The sequence below is a fragment of the Micromonospora vinacea genome (genome assembly GCF_015751785.1).
Lineage (GTDB): Bacteria > Actinomycetota > Actinomycetes > Mycobacteriales > Micromonosporaceae > Micromonospora > Micromonospora vinacea.
The window spans coordinates 2,453,357-2,479,879 of sequence record NZ_JADOTY010000001.1 but is presented as its reverse complement, the minus strand read 5'-3'; the positions used below and the strand labels follow the sequence as shown (position 1 = coordinate 2,479,879).

26 protein-coding genes and 1 pseudogene are annotated in these 26,523 nt (G+C 71.4%); 9 read left to right on the top strand and 18 right to left on the bottom strand.

All coding sequences use genetic code 11. The annotated features are described in order from the left end of the window. Positions 1-201 precede the first annotated feature (201 nt). The 5 genes from IW249_RS11945 (at position 202) to IW249_RS11925 (ending at position 3,237) form a co-directional block, all read left to right on the top strand. Positions 202-576: a hypothetical protein gene (locus tag IW249_RS11945; RefSeq protein ID WP_196920783.1), complete on the top strand. Its 375-nt coding sequence runs from the start codon at positions 202-204 to the stop codon at positions 574-576. Positions 577-735: 159 nt separating this feature from the next. Next, the gene (locus tag IW249_RS11940) at positions 736-1,554 is read left to right on the top strand and encodes a hypothetical protein (RefSeq protein ID WP_196920782.1); all 819 of its coding nucleotides are present in this window, start codon (positions 736-738) and stop codon (positions 1,552-1,554) included. 33 nt (positions 1,555-1,587) lie between these two features. Beyond that, positions 1,588-1,929 (top strand): YkvA family protein, encoded by a 342-nt coding sequence (locus IW249_RS11935; RefSeq protein ID WP_196920781.1) that lies wholly within the window; start codon positions 1,588-1,590, stop codon positions 1,927-1,929. Between the two features lie 32 nt (positions 1,930-1,961). Continuing rightward, on the top strand, positions 1,962-2,369 hold the full coding sequence (locus IW249_RS11930; RefSeq protein ID WP_196920780.1) for a pyridoxamine 5'-phosphate oxidase family protein: 408 nt from the start codon (positions 1,962-1,964) through the stop codon (positions 2,367-2,369). Positions 2,370-2,592: 223 nt separating this feature from the next. Continuing rightward, positions 2,593-3,237, top strand: coding sequence for a C39 family peptidase (locus IW249_RS11925; RefSeq protein ID WP_196920779.1), 645 nt, complete (start codon positions 2,593-2,595; stop codon positions 3,235-3,237). 10 nt (positions 3,238-3,247) lie between these two features. Here IW249_RS11925 and IW249_RS11920 read toward each other — a convergent pair whose 3' ends face one another. Then, on the bottom strand, positions 3,248-4,642 hold the full coding sequence (locus tag IW249_RS11920; protein WP_231392492.1) for a terpene synthase family protein: 1,395 nt from the start codon (positions 4,640-4,642) through the stop codon (positions 3,248-3,250). A gap of 93 nt (positions 4,643-4,735) precedes the next feature. Here IW249_RS11920 and IW249_RS11915 point away from each other — a divergent pair, with 93 nt between their 5' ends. Continuing rightward, the gene (locus IW249_RS11915; protein ID WP_196920778.1) at positions 4,736-5,341 is read left to right on the top strand and encodes a hemerythrin domain-containing protein; all 606 of its coding nucleotides are present in this window, start codon (positions 4,736-4,738) and stop codon (positions 5,339-5,341) included. A gap of 69 nt (positions 5,342-5,410) precedes the next feature. Here the strand turns inward: IW249_RS11915 and IW249_RS11910 are convergent, their stop codons facing one another. Further along, positions 5,411-5,581 carry an antitoxin gene (locus IW249_RS11910; protein WP_231393380.1) on the bottom strand — a complete coding sequence of 57 codons (171 nt, stop codon included), beginning with the start codon at positions 5,579-5,581 and terminating at the stop codon, positions 5,411-5,413. A gap of 213 nt (positions 5,582-5,794) precedes the next feature. Between IW249_RS11910 and IW249_RS11905 the strand changes: the two genes are divergently transcribed. After that, positions 5,795-6,895, top strand: a complete 1,101-nt coding sequence (locus IW249_RS11905; protein WP_196920777.1) for an AI-2E family transporter — start codon at positions 5,795-5,797, stop codon at positions 6,893-6,895. Here the strand turns inward: IW249_RS11905 and IW249_RS11900 are convergent, their stop codons facing one another. After that, positions 6,896-7,549, bottom strand: a complete 654-nt coding sequence (locus tag IW249_RS11900) for a dienelactone hydrolase family protein (protein ID WP_196920776.1) — start codon at positions 7,547-7,549, stop codon at positions 6,896-6,898. 190 nt (positions 7,550-7,739) lie between these two features. Between IW249_RS11900 and IW249_RS11895 the strand changes: the two genes are divergently transcribed. Beyond that, a complete protein-coding gene (locus tag IW249_RS11895) occupies positions 7,740-7,934 on the top strand; it encodes a hypothetical protein (RefSeq protein WP_091395197.1) in 195 nt (64 codons plus the stop codon). 72 nt (positions 7,935-8,006) lie between these two features. On the opposite strand, the gene IW249_RS11890 is transcribed toward IW249_RS11895, so the two are convergent. From IW249_RS11890 to IW249_RS11845, 10 genes and pseudogenes are all read right to left on the bottom strand, one after another. Then, positions 8,007-10,379 carry a glycoside hydrolase family 65 protein gene (locus IW249_RS11890; RefSeq protein ID WP_196920775.1) on the bottom strand — a complete coding sequence of 791 codons (2,373 nt, stop codon included), beginning with the start codon at positions 10,377-10,379 and terminating at the stop codon, positions 8,007-8,009. Next, on the bottom strand, positions 10,376-11,179 hold the full coding sequence (locus IW249_RS11885; RefSeq protein ID WP_196920774.1) for a beta-phosphoglucomutase family hydrolase: 804 nt from the start codon (positions 11,177-11,179) through the stop codon (positions 10,376-10,378). Before IW249_RS11885 ends, IW249_RS11890 begins: the two co-directional genes overlap by 4 nt. A 59-nt stretch (positions 11,180-11,238) precedes the next feature. Beyond that, a complete protein-coding gene (locus IW249_RS11880; RefSeq protein WP_196920773.1) occupies positions 11,239-11,703 on the bottom strand; it encodes a DUF4442 domain-containing protein in 465 nt (154 codons plus the stop codon). A 61-nt stretch (positions 11,704-11,764) separates the two neighbouring features. Then, positions 11,765-12,775 carry a hypothetical protein gene (locus IW249_RS11875; RefSeq protein WP_196920772.1) on the bottom strand — a complete coding sequence of 337 codons (1,011 nt, stop codon included), beginning with the start codon at positions 12,773-12,775 and terminating at the stop codon, positions 11,765-11,767. Positions 12,776-12,869: 94 nt separating this feature from the next. Further along, positions 12,870-14,225, bottom strand: a complete 1,356-nt coding sequence (locus tag IW249_RS11870) for an ABC transporter ATP-binding protein (protein WP_231392490.1) — start codon at positions 14,223-14,225, stop codon at positions 12,870-12,872. A gap of 70 nt (positions 14,226-14,295) precedes the next feature. Beyond that, positions 14,296-16,506, bottom strand: coding sequence for a bifunctional glycosyltransferase/CDP-glycerol:glycerophosphate glycerophosphotransferase (locus IW249_RS11865; RefSeq protein ID WP_196920771.1), 2,211 nt, complete (start codon positions 16,504-16,506; stop codon positions 14,296-14,298). A 14-nt stretch (positions 16,507-16,520) separates the two neighbouring features. Further along, complete coding sequence (locus tag IW249_RS11860; RefSeq protein ID WP_196920770.1) at positions 16,521-18,581, bottom strand: DUF5941 domain-containing protein; 2,061 nt, start codon at positions 18,579-18,581, stop codon at positions 16,521-16,523. Then, a pseudogene (locus IW249_RS11855) lies at positions 18,578-19,183 on the bottom strand (ABC transporter ATP-binding protein); the annotation flags it as partial. The pseudogene IW249_RS11855 and the gene IW249_RS11860, both read right to left, overlap by 4 nt. A gap of 142 nt (positions 19,184-19,325) precedes the next feature. Beyond that, the gene (locus IW249_RS11850; protein WP_091395221.1) at positions 19,326-20,153 is read right to left on the bottom strand and encodes an ABC transporter permease; all 828 of its coding nucleotides are present in this window, start codon (positions 20,151-20,153) and stop codon (positions 19,326-19,328) included. 71 nt (positions 20,154-20,224) lie between these two features. Continuing rightward, on the bottom strand, positions 20,225-21,595 hold the full coding sequence (locus tag IW249_RS11845; protein WP_196920768.1) for an L-serine ammonia-lyase: 1,371 nt from the start codon (positions 21,593-21,595) through the stop codon (positions 20,225-20,227). A 372-nt stretch (positions 21,596-21,967) separates the two neighbouring features. On the opposite strand from IW249_RS11845, the gene IW249_RS11840 reads away from it, so the two are divergent. Next, positions 21,968-22,177 carry a PspC domain-containing protein gene (locus IW249_RS11840; protein ID WP_030486383.1) on the top strand — a complete coding sequence of 70 codons (210 nt, stop codon included), beginning with the start codon at positions 21,968-21,970 and terminating at the stop codon, positions 22,175-22,177. Between the two features lie 169 nt (positions 22,178-22,346). Here IW249_RS11840 and IW249_RS11835 read toward each other — a convergent pair whose 3' ends face one another. From IW249_RS11835 to IW249_RS11815, 5 genes are all read right to left on the bottom strand, one after another. Further along, positions 22,347-23,186: a DUF4230 domain-containing protein gene (locus tag IW249_RS11835; protein WP_196920767.1), complete on the bottom strand. Its 840-nt coding sequence runs from the start codon at positions 23,184-23,186 to the stop codon at positions 22,347-22,349. Between the two features lie 99 nt (positions 23,187-23,285). Continuing rightward, positions 23,286-24,449: an acyl-CoA dehydrogenase family protein gene (locus IW249_RS11830; RefSeq protein ID WP_196920766.1), complete on the bottom strand. Its 1,164-nt coding sequence runs from the start codon at positions 24,447-24,449 to the stop codon at positions 23,286-23,288. Positions 24,450-24,493: 44 nt separating this feature from the next. Then, on the bottom strand, positions 24,494-24,799 hold the full coding sequence (locus tag IW249_RS11825; protein WP_030329612.1) for a type II toxin-antitoxin system VapB family antitoxin: 306 nt from the start codon (positions 24,797-24,799) through the stop codon (positions 24,494-24,496). Positions 24,800-24,988: 189 nt separating this feature from the next. Further along, positions 24,989-25,591, bottom strand: coding sequence for a nitroreductase family protein (locus tag IW249_RS11820; protein ID WP_196920765.1), 603 nt, complete (start codon positions 25,589-25,591; stop codon positions 24,989-24,991). Continuing rightward, entirely contained in the window at positions 25,591-26,520 is a 930-nt protein-coding gene (locus tag IW249_RS11815; RefSeq protein WP_196920764.1) for an aldose 1-epimerase family protein, read from the bottom strand. Before IW249_RS11815 ends, IW249_RS11820 begins: the two co-directional genes overlap by 1 nt. Positions 26,521-26,523: the final 3 nt, after the last annotated feature.

The following is a 26,523-nucleotide window of genomic DNA, read 5'->3' as shown; positions in this document are numbered from 1 at the left end:
GTCCGCCGCTGGCGAGGCCGCACCACCGGCGGAGCCACCAGGACGATGTGCGGTGCCCCCGATCGGACATGATCCGCTCGGGGGCATCACCGTCTTCGGGCCTTGGTCGGCGGCGTCCACAGTGCGCATGGTGGTGGCGGTCACGCCCGGGCGGCCTCTCGCCGTGCTGCGGTGGGCAGGAACGGGCGATAGGTTGGTCGGGTGTCGTCCGCAGCGTCCGTCCGCCCAGCCCGGTGGGTTGTGCTGCGGTCACTGCGGGAGCTGACCCGCCTGGCGATCACCGCGCTGGTGCTCGCGGTCGGCCTCGGTGCCGCCCTCGCCGCGACCCCACCGCCCGCCCCCACGCAGCTGCGGCCCAGTGCCGTGAGCAGCCGGGTGGCAAGTGTCCGGCCCGACGCCGGCCCGGCCATCGAGCGGGCCGGGCAGCCGGCTGTCGCCCCGCCGGCTGGCACGCGCGAAACCGCCACGGCTGATACCGCCACGGCGACCGGTCTGGTCGCGGCGGGCCCGGTGCACGTCCCGGCCATCGATCCCGGCCGTGGCACTCCCGCGCGACGCGGCCCGCCCGCCAGCTGAGCCAGGCCCGGTGACCCCCGGGGCCCGATCCGGCTGATCCTCCCGTACGGCACCTGACGTTCGCCGTCGACGGGACGACCCCGGCCCCGGGCCGACCGGCGCTACCGGGCCCTTCTGCCGCCCGTCGATACCCGCCTTCGACCGCGAGGTGCTGATCTCATGCAAACCGTCCTCTCCGCCGTCCTGCCGGACCTCTCCCGGGCCGCCGTCATCTGGCTGAGCCTGCTCGGGGTGGTCGCCGTCGCCGTCTCCGCTCTCCTGTTGCGGCCCGGCCGGCTCCGCTTCGACCCCGGCGCCCGGATCCGTCGCGCGGCCATGCCGAGCCAACTCGAGCAGGCGCAGGAGGAGCGGGAGCAGAGCCGCTACGCGCAGGAGGTCGCTGTGGCCGCGGAGCGGGCGACCACCACAGTGCGGCGTCGCCGGGCGGAGTGGGTGGCCGCGCAGGAGGCGGTCGAGGCGGCCTGGCTGGCGTACGAGGCGGCTGAGGCTGGCGTACGGCGGCTCGACGCTGCGGCCGCGATGCCGCTGCCGCACACCGCACGGACCCCCGCCGAGTACGCGGACCGCGAGCGTTACCTGCACCGGGCCGCGCTGGATGCGTACTGGCGGCGGGAGCTGTCGGTGGAGCAGCTCAGCGACGTCTTCGCGCACCGCGACGGTTGGGACCCGCGACTGCACCCGGTCGAGCAGGAGTTGGTGCTCCAGCGGGCGATCCGGGACAACCTGGCGGCCAGGCACACCGCAGCCCGCGAGCGGGAGCAGGCCGCGTGGCGGGCCGCGGAGTTGGCGGTGGCCGCGGCTCGCAGTCTGCGCGAGGAGGCGCACGCCGCGACCGGACGACGGGTCGCCGAGTCGGCGTCGGTGCTGCCGCTGAGCGAGGTTGCCCGACCGTTGGGCGCACCGGCCCGGGAGAACGTCGAGCAGACCCGGGAGAACAAGGTGACCGCTCGCGGCCGGGCGACGGTGCCCGCGTTCTGAGCCCCACGGTGTCGGGTGGGTTAGCGTGACGGCATGTCCCGACAGGCGTGGGTCCTCGTGGTGATCGCCGGCATCCTGGCGCTCGCCACACTGGTGGGTGCCGTGGTGCTGGCGGTGCGGGTGGTGCGGACGCGGCGGCTGCTGACCGGGCTGGGCGCGGGCGGCAAGGTCGCCTTCTACGGGGCGCTTATCTACACGATCTTCCCGGTAGACGTGCTGCCGGACCCGATCTATCTGGACGACATGGGGGTCCTGGCCGCCGCGCTGATCTACCTGACCCGGCTGGTGCACCAACGTCGGGCGGCGGGTCGCCAGCTGCCCGGTCAGCCGGACGCCCCGCCGGATCGGGACCGGGTGCGCCGCCGCGTGCCATGATCGAGGTCGGTTCGGCGGACAGGGGACGGGCAATGGCGGGCGATCATCGGTTGGACGTGCACGATGAGCGTGTTGTCGCCTTCTGCACGGAACGACACCTCGCGACGCTGACCACACTGCGGGCGGACGGCACCCCGCACGTCGTACCGGTCGGGGTGACTCTCGACCCGGCGGCCGGACTGGCCCGGGTCATCACCTCGGGCGCCTCCCGCAAGGCCCGTCAGGTGGCGGCGGCCGGCGCGGCGGGCGCGGCCGTGGCCGTGTGCCACGTGGATGGCCGCCGCTGGTTGACGATCGAGGGTCGCGCGGTGCTGCGGTCGGATCCGGCCGCGGTGGCGGAGGCGGAGCGGCGCTACGCCGAGCGGTATCGGACCCCGCGTCCGAATCCGGAGCGAGTGGTCATCGAGATCACCGTGACCAGGCTGCTGGGGAGCCTCTGAGCTGACCGCGTGTCCCCGCTGACCGGTTCGATCCGGGCCGGGATGCCGCGCACCCCCGGTGCCCCCGGCCGGCGGAATTCTCGGTGGAGCAGAGCGGTTACGCCCTCGGTACGCCCAGGGCCGAGACCACCGATGGTCGGCCCCCGTGTTGCGCCGAGCGCCATTCCCGGTGCTGCCGCCCTCCGCTGGCCGGAGGCGCCAACCCCCGAACGGAGACTCGACCATGAACCCGATCGTCCAGAAGAGCGGTCTGTCCGTCGTCGGCCTGCTCGTCGCCGGCGGTTGCGCCCTCGGCCCGGCGGTTGCCGCACAGGCCGCCCCGGCAGTGGCCACCCCGACCTCGTCGAGCCAGAACGACCGGCACGCCGAACGGATCCTCGGCGTCGACTACCAGGCCCAGCCGAACTTCTACTACTGCGGCCCTGCCGCCACCCGGATCGCGTTGTCCGCCCAGGGCAAGGCGCTCTCCCAGGACGAGGTGGCCCGACTGCTCGGCACCACCGAGGCGGGTACCCCATCGGCCCTGGACACCACCCGGGTGTTGAACGAGCTGACCGGCGGCAAGTACCGGACCACCGAGATCCGTGATTCGGTGGCCCGCCCCGACCAGGTCGAGCAACTGCGCCGCGACGTGTTGGCCGCTGTGGACGCCGGCCGGCCGGTGGTGGCCAACATCAAGGGCACGACAGTGGACACCGACGGCAACCCGCACTCGTACGAGGGCGGCCACTACCTGACCCTCGTCGGCTACCGCGACGGTGGTGACCTGATCCGGGTCGCCGACCCGGCCGACCCGGCGTTGGGCGAGTACTGGATGAGCCTGCCGAAGGTCGCCAACTGGATCGCCGAGCGCGGCTACTCCTCCTGAGCAGAACGGTTCACCGGGCCGGCCTCTCCCGTGCGGGGAGGCCGGCCCGACCGTCGTTACGGGCCCGGGCGGCGATGTGGGCGCGTCGACGGGCTCGGGCGGCCCGCGTCGGTCGGGCCCGGTGCAGCTGTCGGCGGACCGGAGGGTGGATCTCCGCCTCGCCGGCCCCGGCCGCCCGGCGCACGATCCGGTTCGCGTCCTCGGGTTCGGAACCGGCTGCCCGGAGCAGGTCGCTGGCCGCGGTGCGCAGTCCGGTGACAAGGGATTCGCCGAACGATTTGACCCCTCTCGCGGCGGCCCGCCCGGCCAGCTCGGCGCACTCCTCGACCAACCGGCGGGTGCGCCGGGGGTCGTCACCGACCCTGCACTCCACCCGCATCTCCGCCACCGCCTGACCCAACCGGCCCATCGCATCCGGAAGCTCCGGCGGAATCGGCTCGTCGTACTGCAGGGCGGTGGTCGACCAACGGGCCATGGCGCGCGTGTCCAGCAACAACCGCTCCAGGTGACCCGCGCTGCGGGCGTAACGGTGGTACTGCTGCCGGCGGTGCCAGCGCACCGGGGCGATCGTCACCACCTCCTCGGCACCGCTGAGCGCGTCGTGCAACCGGCCCAGATCGTCCTCGGTGCCGCGGAGCCGCTCCAGGACGCCCATGGTCCGGGCGCCGTCGCGCTCGCGCATCGCACGCGCCAGCTCGGCGAGTTGCTCGCAGAGGACCGCGAAGATCGGTGCAGCGGCACGGTCCAGCACCCGCATCGGGTTGATCGGCAACAGGAGCGCGACCACCACCAGGCCGACCACCCCGCCGACGAGCGCGTCGAAGATCCGGGGCACCTCCAGGCCATGTTCCATCGGGGCCAGCGTGGCGATCAGCACGGCGGTACCGCCGGCCTGACCGACCAGCGGACCACCCTTTCCGGCCACCAGCAACGCGGCGGCGATGGCCAACGCGACCACCACGCCGGTCTGCCACGGGCCCGAGCCGAGCAGGAATCGCAGCGTGTCGCCGATGACGATGCCCAGGCCCACGCCGCCCAACAGCTCGAAGGTCCGGCGGGCCCGCTGCCCGATTGCGGTGGCGATCGTACCGACGGCGGCGGCGGGCGCGAAGACGTGCGATCCGGGGCCGAGCAGGTTCTTGGCGAGCAGGGCGGCGATCGCAGCGGCCAACCCGGCCTGGATGGAGATAACCAGGGTGACCTCCCACTGCCGGGCCCGGATCCGGCCGGCCTGCCCACCACGGTGCCGCACCCGACGAACCGTCCGCTCAGCGCTCTCGTCGAGCCGCGACTGACCGTGGTCGGCGGGTGGGCGGTCGTCGGCCATGGCGGCGGTTACCCCGGCATCGGCCGAGCAATCGCCGTGGCTCGGCAGCACCGCCACCGCAGACACCACCGTCCCCATGGAACACATCGTCAACCGTGGGTTCGTGCAGGCCCGTGGGGGTACCACAGCCACACACCTCCCACCGATCCGCAACCGGTAAGGGGCCGTGACATGACCAATCCACCGACCGATGACGACCACGATGCCGTCGACATCCTGATCTCTGATCACCGTGGGATCGAGGCAGTCCTCGTCGAGTTGGCGACCCGGCAGGGCACCCCCGAGCACCGCCGACGCCTCGCCGACGTGGTGATCGCCGAACTCGTCCGCCACTCGGTGGCCGAGGAGGCGTACGTGTATCCGATCGCCCGCAAGGTGCTGCCCGACGGCGACCAGATCGCCGACCGGGAGATCGCGGAGCACGCCGACGCCGAGCGGACCATGAAGGAGTTGGAGTCCGCCGACCCGGCCGACCCCCGCTTCGACGAGCTGCTCGCCCAGCTGACCAGCACCGTCCGACACCACGTAACGGAAGAGGAGAAGGAGCTCTTTCCCCGGCTGCGCGCGGCGACGGCCCGGGAGGAGTTGGTCGAGGCGGCCGCCCGGGTGACGGCGATCAAGGAGATCGGGCCGACCCGGCCACATCCGGGAAGCCCGGAGCATCCGCCGATGAACAAGTTGCTCGCCCCCGGCATCGGTCTGGTCGACCGGCTGCGCGACGCGTTGAGCGGCCGACCCACCTCGATGGACGAGCTGACCGACGAGCGACAGCGCTGACCCGCGCACCATCCGGACCGGGACTCCCGGGTCGCCGACGCCACAGCGGCCCGGGAGGAGCACGACGGGTCAGCGAACCTGGTCGCCCTCACCGGTGCGCGCCTGGGCCTGGTCCACGCCCTTGTCGATCTGATCGCCGTACTTGCCGCCGGTGCGCTTGTCGGCCATGTCGCCTGCCTTCTCCGCACCCTGGTCGACCTGCTTGTCATGCTTGTCCGCGAAGTCCTTGGCCTTGTCCATGAAGTCACCCACGGCGTTCCTCCTCAGTCCGGTCCGTCCCCTTCGCGTTCCCTCGGCCCGACCGGGCAAACGCCGTCGTCGCGGATGCGATTCGCGAACCTTCACCCGCCTCACTGCGGTCGGCGTACGATCCGCGCGGGTGATGGCCAGCGAATCGGGTGTCGGGGGACGACCGACCGGGTACCGACCTCGTCGACATCGAGGAGGACCGACATGGCCGCAGAGGAACCCGGACCGACAGGCGGCACCGGGCCGCGCCAGACCTGGGCGGCGCTGCCCTGGCTGGTCCGAACCGCTGTGTTGTGGAGCGCCTGCCTGGTGGTGATCGCCGCGGGGCTCTACCTGCTCGGCCGGATCGCCGTCCTGCTGGCGCCGCTGGCCATCGCGCTGGCCGCCACCATCTTCCTCACCGCGTTGCTCGATCCGGTCCTGCTGCTGCTGCGCCGGTTGCGCCTGCCGGCGGCGCTGGCAGCGCTCTGCACCGTACTGCTGCTGCTGGGCATCCTGGTCGGCGTCGGCGCCCTGGTGTGGAACCTGACCGCCAGCCAGTTCGATCAGCTCAGCCAGGAGTTGACGCAGGGGGTCGAACGCAGCCGGGACTTCGTGACGTCCACGCTGCCGGTCACCGAGGCGCAACTGGACCGGCTTGTCGACCAGGCCCGGGAGGGGCTCAGTGGCAGCTCTCCGGACCCGGTGGCCGGCGCCCGGACCGCGACGGAGGTGTTCGGCTCCGCACTGCTCGCGCTGGTGCTGCTCTTCTTCCTCCTCAAGGATGGCCGGTCGATGTGGCACTGGGTGCTGTCCCGGGCGTCCGGCCCGAACCAGCCGGTGCTGGCCGAGGCCGGTCGCAACGGTTGGCAGACGTTGGGCGCGTACAGCCGGGGCACCATGTTCATCGCGGCAATCGACGCGCTGGGCATCGGGCTGGCTCTGGTGGTGCTGCGGGTGCCACTCGCCCTGCCACTGGCGTTGATCACGTTCCTCGGCGGGTTCGTGCCGATCATCGGGGCGACGGTGGCCGGCGCGGTGGCGGTGCTGGTGGCGCTGGCCGCGAACGGTCCCACCACCGCGCTGCTCACCCTCGCGGCGGTGATCGCCGTACAGCAGATCGAGGGCAACCTGCTGGAACCGCTGGTGATGAAGCGGCAGGTCCGACTGCACCCGGCGGTGATCCTGGTGGCGGTCACCGCGGGCACGCTCATCGCGGGGATCGCCGGCGCCTTCGTCAGCGTCCCGATCACCGCAGTCCTCTGGCGCGTCATCGACACCGTCCAACAGCGCCGCGCCGCCTCGACCCTCCTGCCCACGGAGTGATCACCGACTGAGGTGCGTGGTGAACCAGTTGCCAGCCTGGTCGGCGACCTGCTCAAGGGTGCCGGGTTCCTCGAAGAGGTGGGTGGCCCCGGGGATCACCCGCAGCTCACCGACCTCGCCCAACTCGGCCAGCGCCCGCTCGTTGAGGGTGATCACCTCTTCGTCCAGCCCACCCACCAGAAGCAACGTGGGGGTACGCACCTGGGCCAGCGCGTCGTCGGCCAGGTCCGGCCGACCGCCCCGGCTGACCACGGCAGCCACCCGGTCGGCACGGGACGCCGCCGCGACCAGGGCGGCGGCAGCACCGGTGCTGGCCCCGAACAGGCCGATCGGCACGTCACCGGCAGGCCGCTCGACGGCCAGCCAGTCGATGATCCCGGCCAACCGGCTGGCCAGCAGCCCGATGTCGAAGCGCAGTTCGGCGGTTCGGGCGTCCACCTCGTCCTCGGCCGGGGTGAGCAGGTCCGCCAGCACCGTTCCGAGCCCACTGTCGTTCAGCGTCCGGGCCACCGCCACGTTGCGCGGGCTGTGCCGGGAACTGCCGCTGCCGTGCGCGAACAGCACCACGCCGACCGGTTGGGCGGGCAGCGTCAGGTCGGCGGGGAGTTGGGCGTCCCCGACCGGAATCGTCACAGTGCCGCGCTGCTCGTCCATGCCCCACCTCCGCGTGCTCGCCGGTGGTCCGGGTACCCCGCCCGCCGCCCGGCACGCCCGCCGACGGCCGCTTCACCCCGGGCCGTGGGCACCCCGCCGGGCCGCGTTTGCCCGATAGGGCGTCGGGTACGCGACGAGCGACCGCAGACCGTGTCGGCGCAACGCGCCCCGACGGATCGCGAGGATCGCCATGGCCAAGCAGCAGATTTCCCGGCAGCAGCAGCTGACCGAGCGGACCCAGCGTGAACAGGACGCCGAGCGCAACCAGGACGTCGGGGATCAGGATTTCGGCGACCAGGCCGCCTCGGCCCGGCTGCCCGACGATCCGAAGGCGGCGGCGCCCCGGGACGCGATCGGGCGTCCGTCGACCGGCGAGCCGGTCTGACCAGCGAGACCGGCGAGCCGGTCTGACCCATCCGCAGGGGCGGGCGGGGCGGGAGCACTCCCGCCCCGCCCGTCACTGTTCCCGTTCGGGCAACCGCAGCAGCGGAGACCGACCCGGTGGTTGCTCGGGCGGCGGGCCGGTCGGCTCGGCCGGCGGCACCGGCACCGTCACCGGCTCGTCGCAGGTCACCCGCAGCACCTGGTCGTGGTGGCGCAACTCCACCACGTCGTCCGGGCCGCCGTGCCGCAGCGAGTACGTCGTCTGGTGCGGCCGGACGTCCACCCGCAGCGACAGCCCTCTCCACTGCAACGAGAACTCCAACCGGCTGAGGCGGCTGGAGAGCCGGGGGGCGAAGGACAACTCGCCGTCGTGGTCCCGCAGACCGCCGAACCCACTGACCAGGGCGAGCCACGCGCCGGCCAGCGACGCCATGTGTACGCCGTCGCGGGTGTTCTCGTTGAGGTCGTGCAGGTCCATCAGCGCTGCCTCACGCAGGTAGGTGTGCGCGAGTTCGGGGTGGCCCACCTCGGCGGCGAGCACGGACTGGGTGCAGGCCGACAGCGACGAGTCGCGCACGGTGCGGCGCTCGTAGTAGAGGAAGTTGCGTACCTTCTCCTCCGGGGTGAAGGCGTCCCCCCGCCAGTGCATGGCGAGGACCAGGTCGGCCTGCTTCACCACCTGCTTGCGGTACAGCTCGAAGTACGGGTAATGCAGCAGCAACGGGTACTTCTCCGCAGGGGTGTGCGTGAAGTCCCATTCCTGGAGGCGGGTGAAGTCCTCCACCTGCTGGTGGACGTCGAGTTCCTCGTCGTACGGGATGTGCATGGAGGCGGCGGCGTCCCGCCAGCTCGCGGCCTCCTCGTCGGTGACACCGAGGTGGAACGCCTCGTCCCGGTAGCGCATGACGACGTCGGCGGCGGCGAGCAGATTCCGCTGCGCCATCAGGTTGGTGTAGATGTTGTCGTTCTTCACGGCGGTGTACTCGTCCGGGCCGGTGACGCCGTCGATGTGGAACCGCCCGTGCCGGTCGTGGTGGCCGATCGAGCGCCACAGCCGGGCGGTCTCCACCAGCAGCTCCAGCCCGATCTCCCGTTCCGTCTGAGTGTCGCCGGTGACCATCACGTAGCGGCGCACGGCGTCGGCGATGTCGGCGGCGATGTGGAACGCCGCCGTACCGGCCGGCCAGTATCCGGATGATTCCGGACCCTCGATGGTCCGCCAGGGGAAGGCGGCGCCCCGGAGGTTGAGCGTCTCGGCCCGTTCCCGCGCCGATTCCAGCGTGCTGTGCCGCCACTGCAACGCGCTGCGCACCGCGCTCGGCTGGGTGTACGTGAGCACCGGCAGGACGAACATCTCGGTGTCCCAGAAGGCGTGACCGTCGTAACCGGGGCCGGTCAGCCCCTTCGCCGAGATCGGCCGTTGCTCGGCCCGCGCGCCGGCCTGCAACACGTGGAAGAGACCGAAGCGGACCGCCTGCTGCACCTCCGGGTCGCCCTCGACCAGCACGTCGGCGGCGTCCCAGAACGCGTCGAGGTAGTTGCGCTGCTCCCGGTGGAGCCCGTCCCAGCCGTCGAGCCGGGCGCCGGCCAGTGCCGCGCCGACCTGGTCGCGCAGCGCCGGCAGGGACCGGCGGCTCGACCAGCTGTAGGTCAGATATTTGATCACCCGCAGCTTCTCGCCGGGCTGAAGTACGCAGGCGATGGTGGTCCGCACCCAGTCCTGGTATCCCTCGGACTCGATGGTGGTGTGGTCCGGGCCGTGCACCTCGTGCTCCATGGCGGCGGCGACCCGCAGACCGGAGACCTTGGTGCGGTGGATCAGCTGCCCGCCGTCGGGGGTGGTCAGCTCCTCCTCGGCCAGGAGCGGCGACTCCAGCACCGCCGCGACCCGGGGATCCTTGCTCTGCGCGGGCAGCGACTCGTTGGCCACCAACTCGGACTGCACGATCAACCGCAGCGGGCCGTCGACCGCCTCCACCTCGTAGCTGATGGCTGCCACGGAACGCTGGGTGAACGAGACGAGACGGGTGCTACGCACCTTGACCTCGCGGCCGGCGGGCGAACGCCAGTGCAGCTCCCGGTGCAGCGTGCCGGCCCGCAGGTCGAGGATCCGCTCGTGGGCGAGCAGCTCCCCGTAACGCACGTCGAGCGGTTCGTCGTCGACCAGCAGCCGCATCAGCTTGCCGTTGGTGACGTTGACGATGGTCTGCCCCGACTCGGGGAAGCCGTAGCCCGCCTCCGCGTACGGCAAGGGACGCAGCTCGTAGAACGAGTTGAGGTAGGTGCCGGGCAGGCCGTGCGGCTCGCCCTCGTCGAGGTTGCCCCGCAGGCCGACGTGCCCGTTGGAGAGCGCGAAGACCGACTCGGACTGGGCCAGCACGTCCATGTCCAGCCGGGTCTCCCGGACGTGCCACGGCTCGACCGGATAGGCGCGCTCCCGAATCATCCGGAGCCTCGTTCGGCGGCCAGCGGGTCGGTCGCGGCGCGGGTCGGCGCCGGCGGGTCGGCGGCGTCGAGCAGGTCGGCGAGGTCCGTCACCACGACGTCGGCCCCGTGAGCCTTCAACTCGTCGGCCTGTCCGACCCGGTCGACGCCGACCACGTAGCCGAAGCCACCGGCGCGGCCGGCGGCCACCCCGGAGAGCGCGTCCTCGAAGACGGCGGCCTGTGTCGGGTCGACGCCGAGCAGCCTGGCTCCGGCGAGGAAGGTGTCGGGGTGTGGTTTGCCACGCAGCCCCTGCGCACGGGCGACCAGCCCGTCCACCCGGGCCTCCAGCAGCGGCTCGATCCCGGCGGCTCTGACCACCTCGCCCCCGTTCGCGCTGGCGGTGACCACGGCTCGACGGAGCCCGGCGGCGGTCGCCGCCTTCAGATACCGCACCGAACCGGGGTAGACCTCCACGCCGGCGGTGCGCAGACGGTGCAGCAGCAGGACGTTCTTGCGGTTGCCCAGCCCGTTGACGGTTTCGGCCTCCGGCGGGTCGTCCGGGCTGCCTTCGGGCAGCACGATCCCCCGGGAGGCGAGGAACGACCGGACACCGTCGGCCCGGGGTCGGCCGTCGACGTAGCGGTTGTAGTCCGGGCCTGGATCGAACGGTTGGAACGGTTCACCGGAGAGCGTGGCGCGCTGGCGGAGGAACTCGTCGAACGTCTGCTTCCAGGCGGCGTTGTGTACGCGGGCGGTCTGCGTCAGCACACCGTCCAGATCGAAGAGACAGGCGGTCACGTGAGCAGGTAGGCCCAGCACGGTACGAATCTATCCACCCTGCTGGGCCCGCAAACCCGTTTCGGCCGCCCTGAGGCGTTTCAGTTCGGTCGCAGCGTCCAGATCACTGTCATTTCCGAGGTCGGCTTACCGTCCTCGGTGGCGATCTGAACCGTGACGGGGAATTCCGGGCGTCGACCGGCCGCCAGCTCCTCGACCACCTCGACCGCTGGCCGACCGAGTCGCGCGGTGGCCAGCACCGGGCCCATGGCGAGTTTCCGGTAGGCGATCTCGGCTCGGACGGCCAACGGCACGGCCCGGTCGAGCAGCTGCCCGAAGGCTGCCAGCACGACCGCGCCGGAGGCCGTCTCGCCGAGGGTGAACATGGCGCCGGCGTGCGGCCCGCCGATGTGGTTGTGGGCGGCCGGCGAGTCGGGCAGCCGGACGACGGCCCGCACGCCGCCCTCCGCCTCGGGCGCCACCTCGACGAACTCGATGCCGAGCGTACGAGCGAACGGCACCGCTTCCAGCATGCCGGCCGCCACCTGGCGGGAGTCGATAGTCATGACCTGACGTTACTCATCAGTAACCAGGCCGGCAACCAGCGATTTCACCGACCGGACACGCTCAGAGGTTGGCGATGGTGCGCAGGATCTCCGCGTAGAAGTTGCCGTCGATGCTGCGGAAGAAGGCGAAATCCTGGCCGGGGTCGCCGAAGAACGGCCGCAGCGTCCAGGCCAGCTGGGTGCCGACGAAACCGAAGAGCAGGATCCAGATGTAGAGCAGGGTCATACTGGCCGGCCGCTGCGTCGGCTCGCCGCGTCGGGCCGTACGGCCGTCCCCCGGGCGCTGCGCCACGTAACCGGGCGGCAGCATGCCGGGCGGGAACGAGGCACCGGCCGGCTGCCCGGGCCACTGCGCCGGCACCTGAGCCGGGGCTGGCGCTGTGGTCACGGCACCGTTCGCTGTCGGCTCGGCCACCGCGACACCGGCCGGCACGGCGACCGGTTCGGCGCTCTCACCGGCGGCCGCCGCAGCGACCGGCGTCGCCCCGACGGGCACCGCGGCCGGCACGGCCTGGACCGGCGTCGGGGCGTTGGCCGGCACGTCGACCGTGGCATTGGCGGCCTCCGGCGCGAGCAGGCCGTGGTCGTTGAGCACCTGCATCCCGCTGGTCAGAAAGCGCAACCCGACGAGCGCCGACAGGGTCAGGATCGCCACGTTGAGCAGCTTGAAGAACCCGTAGTCGTTGGCGGTGATCAGGAAGAAGAGGCTGATCGGCGCGAACGCCACCGCCAGCATCGAGGTGACCGTGATCGCCACCATCACCAACGCCAACGACTGCCGCACCGAGAGCCGGGCGCCGAAGACCAGGTTGAACAGGTAGAGCGTGGGCAGGCAGATGGCAAGCGTGACCAGGAACAGCAGTGGCAGCTTCAACGCCGAGGTCAGCGCCATCAGCGGGCTGTGGAAGAAGCCCAGCACCGCCCCGTAGCAGGCCAACGCTATGGCCGAGCTGGTCAGCATCCGTCCGGTCAGGACGTTGAGGTCACGCTCGGCAACGATCTGCTGCCAGATGCTGTCGCGATCCCGCAGGATGCGCTCGATGACGAGCGGACTGGGACGGTCACCCGACACGGGTGCACCCCTCTCGGTGGTCATTCACAGTGGACTGGGTGGGCAGACCGTAGGGCACCGGGTGGCAGGCCCGCCACCCCGCTCCGGCACGTCGTCAGCGCCAACCCACGTCGATCCGGGCGCCCCGCTCGTCGAAGAAGTGCAGCGCGTCCATCCGGACCGAGACGGCGAGCGGGTGACCGGCGCTGACAGCCGGGTACGGCGCCAGCCGCACCGCCAGCTCCGCCGGGCGGCGGTGGTGCCGGCCCGGATCGGGAAGCACGCTGGTCTGGGTGCCGCCGCCACTCGGAGCCTCCTGCGGCTCCACCGGCTTGCCGGTGAGGCGCTGCATCACCGAGCCGAACCGACGCAGGCCGCGCTGACCGACCGGTGGCGATTCGAGTGGCGCGCCCATCTCGTCGACCACGACCGCTGTCGCGCCGATGTCGAGGAACGCCAACGACTCGTGCCCGTGGTGCTCCAGGTAGCGGATCCGCCCGCGCAGCACGTCGCCGGGGCTGTCCGGGGCGACCGGGGTGAGCGCCTCGGCCCGCATGCCGACCACGATCCGCTCACCGTGGTAATGCGCCACCGCACGACTGCGGATGTCGTTCCAGGGCAGGTAGAGCGACTGGTCGCCGAGGTTGAGCGTGACGTACCGGTCGAGGTGGACGTAGACAGACGCCTCCAGCAGATTCATCCGTGGGCTGCCCAGGAACGCCGCCACGTAGAGCGTCGCCGGCCGGCCGTACACCTGGGTCGGGGTGCCCACGTCCTGGAGCACGCCGCGGCGCATGATGGCCACCCGGTCGGCCATGGTGAGCGCCTCGGCCTGGTCGTGCGTGACGTAGACGGTGGTGACGCCCAGTTCCCGGGTCAGGCCCGAGATCTCCGCGCGCAACTCGGCCCGCAGGCCGCTGTCCAGGTTGGACAGCGGCTCATCCATCAGGAACAGGCCGGGCCGGCGGACGATCGCCCGGCCCATCGCCACCCGCTGTCGTTGCCCGCCGGAGAGCTGACCTGGCTTGCGGGCCAGCACGTCACCGATGCCCAGCGCGCTCGCCACGTCACTGACCCGTTCGCCCCGCGGCTCGGGCTCGATCCCGGCCAGCCGCAGTGGAAACGCGATGTTGTCGCCAACAGTCATGTGCGGGTAGAGCGCGAAGTCCTGGAAGACCATGGCGATCTTGCGGTCCCGCGGGGGGAGGTCGTTCGCCAACTCCCCGTCGAGCATGACCGCACCGGTGGTCGGGTCCTCCAACCCGGCGATCATGCGCAGAACCGTCGACTTGCCGCACCCGGACGGCCCAAGCAGCACCATGAACTCGCCGTCGTTCACATCCAGGTTGATGCTGTCGACGGCCAGCGTGCCGTCCCGGAAAACCTTGGTCACATCCTTGAGCGTGACGGTGCTCACCGTCTTCCCCCCCAGCGCGTCGGCCGAACCCCAGACGACTGTGACCAGGATCATGGGTTTAGGACATCGGGTAAACGTCTCATGTTCGATCGATGACACTGCTATTACACGACAGAAGTGCCGATCAGCAGTGCGTGGAGCGCTCGCCCGGCTCCCCGAGGAACACCTGACGCACCACGCGCTCCGCCGCCCGCCCGTCGTCCAAAGTGCAGAATCGGGCCCGGAAATGCTCGCGGGCCTTCGTCGCCGCGTCCGAACGCACCCCGTCGGCACGGAACAGGTCGAGCAGATCGGCGAAAGTGGAGGCTACCGCGCCCGGCGGTTCGGCGGTGACATCGAAGTAGACCCCCCGTGCCAGCCGGTACGCCTCCCAGTCCGGGGTGTAGAGCACGATCGGCCGGTCCAGCACCGCGTAGTCGAACATGGCCGACGAGTAGTCGGTGACCAGCACGTCCGCCACCAGATAGAGATCCTCCACCCGCTGATGGCCGCTGACGTCGCGAACCCGCTCCCAGTCCTTCGGCCGCCCGGGACGTCGGTCCCGGTCGTGGAAGTAGTGGCTGCGCATCAGCAACCGGCCCGAACCACCCAGCGCCTGCACGAACCGGTCCGGGTCGAACGGCGGCCGGTAGCCGGGCAGGTGCTCGCGGTGCGTCGGGGCGTACAGGACGACAGGCTCGTCGGGGTCGAGGCCGAACTCCGCGCGGAGCCGGCGCACCTCGTCCGGACCGGCCGTGACCAGGCGGTCGTTGCGCGGATACCCCACCTCCAGCGTGGTGTACGAGGCCGGATAGGCCCGGTCCCACATCTGGGTGGAGAAGCTGTTGGCGCTGACGCTGTAGTCCCAGCGGTCCACCCGGCGCAGCAGCCCGGCGAAGTCCATCCGGCCCGCGCCGATCGGGTAGCGCTGCTGATCCAGCCCCATCACCTTGACCGGGGTGCCGTGGTGGGTCTGCAGGTGCACCTGTTCCGGTCGCTTGCGGACGAAGTCCGGGAAGTTGACGTTGTTGACCAGCCATCGGGCGCGGGCCAGCACCCGGTAGTACGCGGGCGTGCCGGCCACCACGTACTCCACCCCGGCCGGCACGGAGTCCACCCGGTCCCGGCGCACCACCCACACCCCGCGCACCCCCGGCGCCAACCGGCGGGCTACCTCGTAGATGGCCGCCGGGTTGCAGGAGTAACCCCGGTACCAGTACGCGGCGTACACAGCGAGCGTCGGGTCGACCGGCCGCCGCAACTCGGCCCGGTAGTACTCGCGCAGCAGCCCGTCGCGGGTCAGCCGGGCACCGCGCCGGGCGACCGGCCCGACAGTGCGCCGCGCGGTGCGGGCCTGCCGGCGGGCGGCGTCCTTGGCCCGGCTGGCGGCCCGCAACGCGCTGAAGGTGCGCCACCGGCCGGTCGCGACCAGCTTGTGTTTGATCCCCTCGACCCCGTCCGGCACCGGATAGCCGCCGGGCGGCAGCCAGCGCTCGTAGTCGGCGGTGATCTGCGCGAAGAACGCCTCCCGCAGCTCCGGCGCGATCCGCTGACCGTTGCCGAGCACCGTCAGGTAGTGCCAGATCATCCGTTCGAAGACCGCCGGCCGCAGGGCCTCCGTCGCCGGCCCCCACGAATCCATCAGGTGGAACACCCGGTGCCACTGCGGGAAGACCTCGAAGTGCCGGTCACCCCGGGTCCTGGTGATCGCGCCGGCGCGGCGTTGGCGGTAGTTCACGCAGACCCGATCCAGTACGCCGATCCGCCGCGCGGCCATCAGCACCGGGTAGCTGAACGAGACGTCCTCGTACCAGCCGGGCGCGAAACGCAGCCCCAGGTCGGCGAGGAACTCCCGACGGACCAGCCGGTTCCACGCGGTGTGCAGCAGGTGCATCGCCTGCGGCCGGTCCCGCAACCGGAAGGTGTCCGGGCCCGGCGACTCCGGGAACACCTCGGCCATCGCACTGCGGGTGGCGGTGTCGTTCCAGTGGGTGCGGACGTGGTCGACCAGCAGGACGTCCGGGCGGGTGACCCGCAACCGCTCGGCGACCTCGGTCAGGCACTCCGGGGCCAGCCAGTCGTCGCCGTCGAGAAACCACACGTACTCGCCGACGGCCCGGTCCAGCCCGATGTTCCGGGCCGGACCGAGGCCGACGTTATCCGACAGCCGGACCGAGCGGACCCGCTGGTCGCGGGCCGCGTACTCGTCGATGATGTCGCCGCTGGCGTCCGGCGAGCAGTCGTCGACGGCGATCACCTCGATGTCGGTCTCCGGCTGACCGAGGATGGAATCCAGGCATTCCCGGAGGTAACCCTGCACCCGGAAGGCCGGCACCACGAAGCTGATCAGAGTCATCCGGCCGCCCTCCGTCAGCGCGGCGCGGCACCTCCAGCGCCCGCCGGCGCCACCGACGCCCGCGCGCTACGGGCCGGTCGCACGAACCAGGCCAGGACGACGCTCACCACGAAAACCACGAGAAGGTACGCACCGAGTGTAGCCAGTCCGATACCCGCAATACCGGCGATCGCCGCGAGGGCCAACAGCACCGAGCGCCCGTCCCAGCCCAGCGTCGCCGCGTGCAGGGGCGGTGCCGCCTGTCGCTTCTCCAGCCGGGCCGTCAGGTCGTAGTGGTGCACGGTCAGCACGAAGACGTACCCGAAGATCAGCCAGCCGGGCGCCGCGCCAACCACCCCGACCGCGATGGCGAACAGGTACTCGGCGGCCCGCAACGCCGCCGGCACCAGCCAGTCCAGCGGACCGTTGTGCGCCGCCCCGGCGCCCAGGCCACCTACCAGCAGCACCAGCAGCGCCACCGGCACCGCCCAACGCAGCCCATCGGGCGCGTCACTCAGCAGCGCCCCGACCAGCAGCACCGCCGGTCCGAGCGCGGCGATCACCGCCAGGGTCAGCGGCCCCATCGGGCGGACCACCGGCAACCAGCGGGCCAGCGGCCCGTCGTCGCGGTGCAGGGTGGCGTCGACGGTGTCCAGCACCGGCACCCACATCCAGCGGGCCCGCAGCGTCCGCAGCGCCCCGGTGTACGCGAACGCCAGCACCCCCCAGACCAGCACGGCGATCAGGCTCACCAGCGGGTTGAACAGCGCCACGGTCAGCGCGATCAGCGCCCACCGCTCACCGATCGGGAAGACCACTGTCCGCTTCAGCCAGTACGACACCGACCCGGTGTCCGCCTGCACCCTGGTCGACGCCGCGTTGAGCCGGTCACCGATCCCGCCGCTGGCGTTCGTCGCCGTACGCGGCCGGCGGGCCGCCTCGTCGTGCAGCACCCCGTACCAGGTGTCGGTCATGTGCCGGACGGTCTGCAACGTCATCGCGGCGATCGCGAGCGCCCACCCGTTGCCCAGCCCGGCGTGGCTCACCCCGAAGCCCAGCCCGGCGTAGACCAGGTACTCCTTGGCCCGGTCCGCCATCGTGTCCAGCCAGCCACCCCAGGCGCTGAAGTGCCGGGTGTAACGGGCCAACTGCCCGTCCACGCAGTCCAGCACGAAGCCCAGGTAGAGCAGCACCGCGCCACCGACCAGCGCGGGCCGCCCACCGACCCCGAACAGCACCGCCGCGCCCAACGCGAAGAGCACCGAGATCACCGTCACCCCGGTCGGGGTGAGCCGGAGCCGGGCCGAGAGCTGGACCACGTACGGCGACCAGGTGCTGACGAAGTAGGTGGAGAAGAAGTCGTCCTTCTCCTTCACCGACAGCCGCAGCTCCGCCCGGTCCTCGTCGACAGCGGTCACCGCCGCCTCGGCAGCGGTCAGCCCGGCCTGGTCCTCGATCCGGTGGGCGACGAGCAGGCGTACCCGCTGGGCGAAGATCAGGGTGCCGAGCGCCGCGAGACCCGCGAAGAGCCGGTCCACGGCGGACCCGGGGCCACCGGCCGCGACCGATCCCCCGGACCCGGCGCCGCCGGTCGCCGGCAGCGGCGCCACGTCGCCGGCCGGGCCGATCGGGGCGGCCACGGGGAGCATCCCGGACGCGGCGGCCCGGGCGGCGGCCGCGAGGGTCGGCAGGTCGTCCACGCCGACCCGCAGCGCGCCGCCGAACACGCCGGTGGCGGCCCCGTCGAGGGCGTCCAACGCGCCCGCGTCGACCACCTGGCCGCGCTCTTCCCGCACGGCGGTCCGACCGGGCACCGGCGGGTCGCCGAGCACCAGCGCCACGGTGGGGCCCACCGGGCTGGTGGCCAGGTGCCGCAGTACGGCGGTGTGCGCCACCAGGTCGGTGCCGGTGATCAGCACGGGGGCGGTAGCGGTGGCGACCAGGTCGGTCAGCTCGTCGAGGTTGGCGGCGAAGCGCACCTCGTCCGCCCCGGCCAGGCGCAACTGGGCGGCCAGGCGGTCGGCCAGCGGCTCACCGTTCGCAGTGGTCAGGCCCGCCGCGGGCGTCCCGGCGGCGAGCACGATCGCGAGCGTCACCGCGGAACCGCGGCGTGGTACGCGTCGAGCGCCTCGGCGATGGTGCCGTCGAGCGTCAACCGGCCCGCGTCGAGGTACAACCCCCGACGGCAGAACCGGGTCAGGTCCTTTTCGTTGTGTGACACCAGCACCAGCGTGCGCCCCTCCCCGAGCAGACGATCAATAGTCGCGTAACACTTCTTGCGGAACTCCGCGTCCCCGACCGCGGTCACCTCGTCCATCAGCAGGATCGGGTGCGGCAGGTGCGAGATGATCGCGAAACCCAGCCGCACCTTCATTCCCGACGAGTAGTGCCGGACCGACGTGTCGATGGCCCGTTCCACCTGTTCACCGGCGAACTCGACGATCTCGTCGAAGTGCCGTTTCAGGTAGCTCGTCGACAGTCCGTGCAGCCCACCGACCAGGTGCAGGTTCTCCCGCCCGGTCAGGTCGTTGGAGAAACCGGCTGACAACTCCAGCAGCGGCGCCACCGCGCCGTGCACCCGGATGCCGCCCTCGTCCGGAATGAGCACCCCGGCGATGAGCCGCAGCAGTGTGCTCTTGCCGGTGCCGTTGCGGCCGATCACCCCGACGGTCTCGCCGGGCTCGATGCTGAACGACACGTCCCGCAGCGGCCAGAACTGGCCGGGCAACGCACCACGGGCGCCCCGGTGGATGAACAACTCGCGCAGCCGCAGTTGGCGGCGACGGTTGCGGACGAACCGGATGCCCAGGCCGTCCGCCTCGATGATCGGCGCGGCCACGTCAGAGCTCCTTGAGCACGGCTGGCTCCAACCGGCGGAACGACCACCAACCGGCGGCCAGCACCAGCACACTTCCGACGATCGTGGTGGCGAGCAGCCGGGCGTCCGGGAACTCGTCCGGGTACCAGATCGCGTGGTGCAGCTGGAAGATCCCGACCAGCGGGTTCAGCTCGTACACCACCTTCAACCAGCCGGGCAGCCCTGACTCCCGGACCAGGCTCAGCGGATAGATGATCGGCGTGGCGTAGAAGAGCACCCGGATGATCAGCCGCATCAACCGTTCCACGTCGCGCATCAGCACGTTCCACGCGGACAGCAGCAGGGCGAGCCCGGTCAACAGGACCGCTTGGACGGCCACCGCGAGCGGCAGGGAGAGCAGCGACCAGCCGGGGTGGATCCGACCGTGCACCGCGTAGATCACCGCGATGGCGATCAGGATCGGAAGGCCGGCCGCGTACTCGGCGAACCGGCCCGTGACCCGGCCGATCGGAAAGACCTGACGCGGCACGTTCATCGTGGTGATCAGCCGGGACTGGCCGGTCAGCGCGTTCGTCGCCTCGCTCAGCGCCGAACTGGTCCACATCCAGGCGAAGATGCCGGTGATCAGGAACAACGGGTACGACCCGGCCGCCTCACCGAGGTGCCGACCGGTGTCCCGGGAGTAGAGCACCCCGAAGACGAACCAGTAGATGGCGCCCATGCCGAGCGGCTCGATCAACGACCAGAAGTAGCCCAGCACGGACTGCTGGTACTTGACCGCAAGATCGCGCCTGACCAGGATGCGCAGCGAGTTGCGGTGCGACCACAACGCCGCGACGCCAGAGGTCACCGCAGCCTCCCGCCTCCTGAAACGGACGACAGGTTAGCAGTCGGTGAACGATTGCCCCGAATCGACCGGACTCAGCACTCGATCACGTTGACGGCCAGACCGCCACGCGCCGTCTCCTTGTACTTGACCTTCATGTCGGCGCCCGTCTCCCGCATGGTCTTGATGACCTTGTCCAGCGACACCTTGTGCACCCCGTCGCCGCGCAGCGCCAACCGGGCAGCCGTGATCGCCTTGATGCTAGCCACCGCGTTCCGCTCGATGCAGGGGATCTGCACCAGGCCACCCACCGGGTCACACGTCAACCCGAGGTTGTGCTCCATCCCGATCTCGGCCGCGTTCTCCACCTGCTCCGGGGTGCCACCGAGCGCCTCGGCCAGCCCCGCCGCCGCCATCGAACACGCCGAACCGACCTCGCCCTGGCAACCCACCTCGGCGCCCGAGATCGAGGCGTTCTCCTTGAACAACACGCCGATCGCCCCGGCCGTCAGCAGGAACCGCACCACGCCCTCGTCATCGGCGCCCGGCACGAACCGGGTGTAGTAGTGCAGCACCGCCGGAATGATCCCGGCCGCGCCGTTCGTCGGCGCGGTGACCACCCGGCCACCCGCGGCGTTCTCCTCGTTGACGGCGAGCGCGAACAACGTCACCCAGTCCATGGCGTGCAGCGGGTCGGCCGTCCCGACCTCCGCCTCCAGGCCGCGCCGCAGCTCCGCCGCGCGCCGCCGGACCTTCAACCCCCCGGGGAGTACGCCGTCCCGCTCGCAGCCGCGCTCCACGCACTCCTGCATCACCCGCCAGATCTCCAGCAGACCGGCCCGGATGTCCGCCTCGCTGCGCCAGGAACGCTCGTTGGCCAACATCACCTCGCTGATCGACAACCCGGTGCGGGTGGTGACGTCGAGCAGCTGCGCCCCGGTCAGGAAGGGGTACCGCACCACTGTGCTGTCCGGCTTGATCCGGTCCGCCCCCGCCGCCGCCTCGTCCACCACGAACCCGCCACCGACGGAGTAGTAGGTGCGGCTGCGCAGCACGGCACCGGCCCGGTCGTACGCCACGAAGGTCATCCCGTTCGGGTGGTACGGCAACGACCGGCGGCGGTGCAGCGTCAGGTCCCGGTCCGGGTCGAAGTCGATCTCATGCGCGTCGAGGATGTCGATCCGCCGCTCGGCCCGGATCCGCTCGACCCGAGGACCAACGGTGTCCGTGTCGACCGTCTCCGGGGACTCCCCGGCCAACCCCAGCAGCACCGCCCGGTCACTGCCGTGGCCATGCCCTGTGGCACCCAGCGAACCGAACAACTCGGCCTGCACCCGCGCCGTGTCCGTGAGCAGCCCGTCGGCCTTCAACCCACCGACGAACGTACGCGCGGCCCGCATCGGCCCCACCGTGTGCGAGCTGGACGGCCCGATACCGACGCTGAAGAGGTCGAAAACACTGATCATGGCTGCGCTTCCTCGCCGTCGTCCCGGCGTACGGGACCCGGACGGGTCGTGACCACCGATCTGGCGGCCCCGATGGTGACCGTCCGGGGTATGGGGTACCGGCCCTCCGGGGTGTGGAAGGCCGATCAGCCAGCCTACCTGCCCAGCTCACCGCCCACCCGGTCCGGGACGTGAACACCCGACCACCGTCTCCCGCCCGCGCCCGCTCGCCGGCGGGTGGTGGCTCGGGGAGGCGTCAGCGGGGGGCCGCCCGGGTAAAGCACCTACGGGTCCACGGGTTGCCGCTCCTCCTCGGGACCGAGGGCGAGGTGGCCATCCCTTTCTACCGTGGATTGCAGACGCGGCGCACCGCCGCAGAGTGGGAGTACGACGATGAGTCGCAAACTGGTCCGGCCCCGCGAGGGGCGCATGATCGCCGGTGTCTGCGCCGGCCTCGGACGGCGGTTCGGCATGTCGGCCGGAATGGTCCGGCTGCTGTTCCTGCTGTCGCTGCTGCTGCCCGGCACCCAGGTGATCGTCTACCTGATCCTGTGGGTGCTGATGCCGAACGAGGACCGCTACCTGGCCTCCACCGGCCACTGACCCCTCCCCGGCCACGCCCCCTGGGGCGGCAACTTCAGGGATGTTGCTGCCTCGGGGGCGCTTGAGGCACCAACATCCCCGAAGTTGCGCGGATCTTGAGCGTGGGCGGCAGACGGAAGCGCCCGCTCCGACGAGAGTCGGGGCGGGCGCTTCGGCGTACGGGGGCAGGTCAGGGAGCTATGTAGGTGACAGTGATCTGTTGGTAGCCGAGGGAGCGGAGCAGCCCTTCCAGCATCTTGCGGGTGTTCTCCTCGGCGCGGGCGGAGAGCCCGCTGTCCCGGGCGGCGGCGGTGATCCGGTCCTCGGCGAGCTGGTAGACCTGCTGCTGCCGGTTGGGGTCGTTGCCGACCAGGTCACCGAGTCGGTTGAGGAGACCGCGCTGCTCGGCGAAGACGTAGCTCTTCTCCATGTCGAGGTTGGTCTCGCCGAGCTGCGGCGCGGGCAGCTTGATCTCGACGGACTTGCCGTCGGCGGACTGGACGATGGCACCCTCACCGATCTTGGTGAAGTCGACGTACGCCTCGACGCTGCCGGCCCCGACGAACAGGGTGCGCTCGTTGAGCAGGAAGTCCGGAACGTTGCGCCGGTCGTTCTGGGTGTCGACAACGACCTGGAAGTTGCCTTCGGCGGCCACGTAGCGGCTGAGGTCCTGGATCGACTTCAGCAGCGGTGGCTGACTGCGGTCGGTCTGCTCCTTGGCGAACGGGTTGCGGAACTCCGGCAGGATGCCGGTCGCCTGAATGCCGAGTAGCACGACCACTGCCAGCGCGGCGGCGCCGAGCAGCAGGAGCAGACCGCGGGCCGCCCCACCGCCACCGCCGGAGCCGTCGCCACCGCTCGTCGGGCCACCGGGCCCAGCAGGACCAGCGGGACCACCAGGATCAGCGGGACCACCCGGCGTGTCGGTGCTCCACTCGGGTGTCGCGCTCGACCGCGCCTTGAGATCGTCACCGGTCGGGTAACCGGGGAACTCTCTCGTGGGCTCGTTGCTGCCAGCGTCGCGGGCCATCACCCTCACCGTCCTCGTCAGACACGTCGTCTGTCAATGACGGTACGGCCCCGATACGACAGTCGCTCGGCGAGCGCCAGGAAGCGACAAACGGGCAGGTCAGGCGAACGCGGAGAGCCCGGTCAGCCGCTGCCCGATGACCAGTTGGTGGATTTCGGAGGTGCCCTCGTAGGTCAGCACGCTCTCCAGGTTGTTGGCGTGCCGCATCACCGGGTACTCGCCGGAGACGCCGTTGGCGCCGAGGATGGTGCGGCACTGCCGGGCGATGGAAAGGGCCTCCCGCACGTTGTTCAGTTTGCCCACGCTGACCTGCTCGGGCCGCAGCCGCCGGGCGTCGGCGAGCCGGCCCAGGTGCAGCGCGAGCAACTGCCCCTTCACCAGCTCGACGGCCATGTCGGCGAGCTTCGCCTGGGTGAGCTGGAAGCCGGCCAGTGGGCGACCGAACTGGGTGCGGGTCGTCGCGTACGCCAGGGCGGTTTCCAGGCAGTCGCGGGCCGCGCCGACAGCGCCCCAGACGATGCCGTAGCGGGCCTCGGTGAGGCAGCTCAGCGGCGCCTTGAGCCCGACCGCCTCGGGCAGTTGGGCGTCGGCCGGGAGCCGGACGTCGTCGAGCACGATCTCGCCGGTCACCGACGCGCGCAGCGACATCTTGCGGTGGATCTCCCGGGCCGTGACGCCGGGTGTGTCCATGGGTACGGCGAAACCCCGCACGCCCTCGTCGGTGCGCGCCCAGATCACCGCGACGTCCGCGATCGGGGCGTTGGTGATCCACATTTTCCCGCCGTTGAGCACCCAGTCGTTGCCGTCGCGGCGGGCCCGGGTGGCCATCGAGGCGGGGTCGGAGCCGTGGTCCGGCTCGGTCAGGCCGAAGCACCCGATCGCCTCACCGGTGGCCATCGACGGCAGCCAGCGTTGCTTCTGCTCCTCGCTGCCGTACCGCCAGATGGCGTACATGGCCAGCGATCCCTGCACGGAGACCAGGGAGCGGAGGCCGGAGTCACCGGCTTCCAGCTCCTGGCAGGCCAGCCCGTAGGCGACCGCTGAGGCGCCGGCGCAGCCGTAGCCGGTCAGGTGCATGCCGAGCAGGCCGAGCTTGCCGAACTCGCGGGCCAGCTCCCGGGCGGGCACCTTGCCGTCCTCGTACCAGTCGGCGACGTGGGGTCGCACCCGGTCGTCGACGAGTTGGCGGACGACGTCGCGGATCTGCCGCTCCTCCTCGCTGAGCGACGGGTCCAGGTCGAGCAGGTCCAGCGCAGCGGTCATGGACGCCACCCTAACGAAGGTTCAGCGCGGGAAAGAAGGGCTCGTCACTCGATGGGCTCGGAGAGCACCAGCACCCGCGCGTGGATCTGGTTGCGCTGCTGAAGGGCGGCGCGCAGCGCCCGGTGCAGCCCGTCCTCCAGGTAGAGCCCGCCGTTCCACTGCACGACGTGCGGGAAGAGGTCACCGTAGAAGGTGGAGTCCTCGGCGAGGAGCTTGTCCAGCGCCAACTCGCGCTTGGTGGTGATCATCTGATCCAGGCGCAGTGGTCGCGGCGGGATCTCCGCCCACTGCTTGAGCGTCAGATTGTGCTCCGGATAGGGACGCCCGTCCCGGACCGCTCTGAAGATCACGACGGCTCGCTCCCCTCCCCGTGGCCGGGCCGACCGACGGCGCCGAGCCGGGCCGCGGCGAGCACCGCGCGGCGCGGCACCCCGATGACCGTGCCAGCCTAGCCGCCCAGCGCACGCTGCGTTCTGCTCCCTGATGTCAGTTTCGCTATCGCTCGTCCGATCCTCAACCGGACGAACGGGACGTCGACCTCAGTTCCACCGGCCGCGCCGCACGACCTCGTCCATCGGACGACGCCCCCGGCGCAACGACGGTGACCGATGGTCGGCTGCCCGGTAACCGATTGTGACGGCACCGATGGGTTGGTACTCCGCCGGCACGCCGAACGCGTCCCGGTAGGCGGCGAGCCGCTGCGGCGGAATGCCGAAGAAGCACGCCCCCAGCCCCTCGTCCACGGCGGTGAGCAGCATCAGCAACGCCGCGAACCCGGCGTCCACATGCCAGTACGGCACCGGCCACCGGTCCGTTGACTGATCCGTCCAGCCCTTGTCCGGCTCCGCGTACCGCCGCAGGTAGGCCGACTCGTTGGCGTGCGGCACCACGATCAGGGGTGCCCGGCGCATGCCGGCGAGCCAGCGCTCCCGCCCACCGCCCTCGGGGGTGGTGGCGGCCCAGAACCGTTCCCGATCGGCCGGCTCCTCCACCACCAGGAAACCCCAGCCCTGGGCGAAGCCGGCAGACGGCGCGCGGACCGCGTGGTCGAGCAGCCGGTCCACCACGTCGGGCGGGACCGGGCGGTCCGGGTCGTAGTTGCGCACCATCCGCCGACGGCGGACGACCTCGGCGAACTCCATCAGGCACCGGGGCGGATGCCCCAGGCACCTCGCCAGGTGGTTCCGGGCTTGAGCGTGAGCAGGTCCTTGCCGGACCGGAACGCGTCCGGTGGGCAGGTCATCGGCTCGATCGCCACCGAGCGGCGGTGCCGCTCACCGGTGAGCGCGTCCCCGGTGAACACCTGCCACCAGCCGAACTCGGCGTCCGCCCAGATACTCACAGCGGTCGCGCCGTCCGGCGCGGAGAGGCTCACCGACGAACCGCCGTCGGCCTCCCGGATCACCTCGCCGAAGCAGGCGTCCAGCACGGCCGCGCCGATCCGGCGCGGGCTGGTCCAGTCGTACTCGGTGCCGGCCACCGGGGTCACCCCCACCGGCAGCAGCCGACCGTCCACCACCACCCGGCTCCGGGTGGGCAGCCGCAGCACCAGGTCGTCAACGGCCACGCCCGGCAGTTGCAGGTACGGGTGCACGGAGAAGCCGAACGGGGCCAACTCCCCGCCGATGTTCGTCACCTCGTGCTCGGCGCGCAGCCCGTCCGCGTCGACGCTCCACCGGCTGCGCAACCGCAGCGGCCACGGGTAGCCGGGCTGCGGCGGCAGGTCGTAGCCGACCGTCACGGCGTCATCCGACTGCTCCAGCAACTGCCAGGGCACCCAGTTGACCAGCCCGTGGATGGCCACGTGTCGCTCCGGCTCGGTCAGTGCGAGCTGGTGCGTCCGCCCGTTGAACGGGTAGCGGCCATCGCGGATCCGGTTCGGCCAGGGTGCCAGCACCTGCCCGGTGCAACCGGGGCAGACCTCGTCGGTCTGGTACCCGTCGACCAGGTCGACACCGTCGTGCCGGTACGTCCGGAGCCCACCGCCGACCTCCACGATGACGGCCTCGTGGCCGGCGGCGGAGATGGTCCACTGGGCGCCGGAGAACGGGCGCGGATCGGGGCTTTCCATGCC

Bases quoted from the DNA above. Each gene is read 5' to 3' on its own strand.
- IW249_RS11870 (WP_231392490.1), bottom strand. From the start codon at position 14,225: ATGATCCTGGTCACAGTCGTCTGGGGTTCGGCCGACGCGCTGGGGGGG.
- IW249_RS11935 (WP_196920781.1), top strand. From the start codon at position 1,588: ATGTCCCGACAGGCGTGGGTCCTCGTGGTGATCGCCGGCATCCTGGCG.
- IW249_RS11920 (WP_231392492.1), bottom strand. From the start codon at position 4,642: ATGGGGACGGTGGTGTCTGCGGTGGCGGTGCTGCCGAGCCACGGCGAT.
- IW249_RS11940 (WP_196920782.1), top strand. From the start codon at position 736: ATGCAAACCGTCCTCTCCGCCGTCCTGCCGGACCTCTCCCGGGCCGCC.
- IW249_RS11895 (WP_091395197.1), top strand. From the start codon at position 7,740: ATGGCCAAGCAGCAGATTTCCCGGCAGCAGCAGCTGACCGAGCGGACC.
- IW249_RS11910 (WP_231393380.1), bottom strand. From the start codon at position 5,581: ATGGACAAGGCCAAGGACTTCGCGGACAAGCATGACAAGCAGGTCGAC.
- IW249_RS11880 (WP_196920773.1), bottom strand. From the start codon at position 11,703: ATGACTATCGACTCCCGCCAGGTGGCGGCCGGCATGCTGGAAGCGGTG.
- IW249_RS11820 (WP_196920765.1), bottom strand. From the start codon at position 25,591: ATGGAGTTCGCCGAGGTCGTCCGCCGTCGGCGGATGGTGCGCAACTAC.
- IW249_RS11905 (WP_196920777.1), top strand. From the start codon at position 5,795: ATGGCCGCAGAGGAACCCGGACCGACAGGCGGCACCGGGCCGCGCCAG.
- IW249_RS11930 (WP_196920780.1), top strand. From the start codon at position 1,962: ATGGCGGGCGATCATCGGTTGGACGTGCACGATGAGCGTGTTGTCGCC.
- IW249_RS11890 (WP_196920775.1), bottom strand. From the start codon at position 10,379: ATGATTCGGGAGCGCGCCTATCCGGTCGAGCCGTGGCACGTCCGGGAG.
- IW249_RS11865 (WP_196920771.1), bottom strand. From the start codon at position 16,506: ATGACTCTGATCAGCTTCGTGGTGCCGGCCTTCCGGGTGCAGGGTTAC.
- IW249_RS11925 (WP_196920779.1), top strand. From the start codon at position 2,593: ATGAACCCGATCGTCCAGAAGAGCGGTCTGTCCGTCGTCGGCCTGCTC.
- IW249_RS11830 (WP_196920766.1), bottom strand. From the start codon at position 24,449: ATGACCGCTGCGCTGGACCTGCTCGACCTGGACCCGTCGCTCAGCGAG.
- IW249_RS11840 (WP_030486383.1), top strand. From the start codon at position 21,968: ATGAGTCGCAAACTGGTCCGGCCCCGCGAGGGGCGCATGATCGCCGGT.
- IW249_RS11815 (WP_196920764.1), bottom strand. From the start codon at position 26,520: ATGGAAAGCCCCGATCCGCGCCCGTTCTCCGGCGCCCAGTGGACCATC.
- IW249_RS11845 (WP_196920768.1), bottom strand. From the start codon at position 21,595: ATGATCAGTGTTTTCGACCTCTTCAGCGTCGGTATCGGGCCGTCCAGC.
- IW249_RS11915 (WP_196920778.1), top strand. From the start codon at position 4,736: ATGACCAATCCACCGACCGATGACGACCACGATGCCGTCGACATCCTG.
- IW249_RS11900 (WP_196920776.1), bottom strand. From the start codon at position 7,549: ATGGACGAGCAGCGCGGCACTGTGACGATTCCGGTCGGGGACGCCCAA.
- IW249_RS11835 (WP_196920767.1), bottom strand. From the start codon at position 23,186: ATGGCCCGCGACGCTGGCAGCAACGAGCCCACGAGAGAGTTCCCCGGT.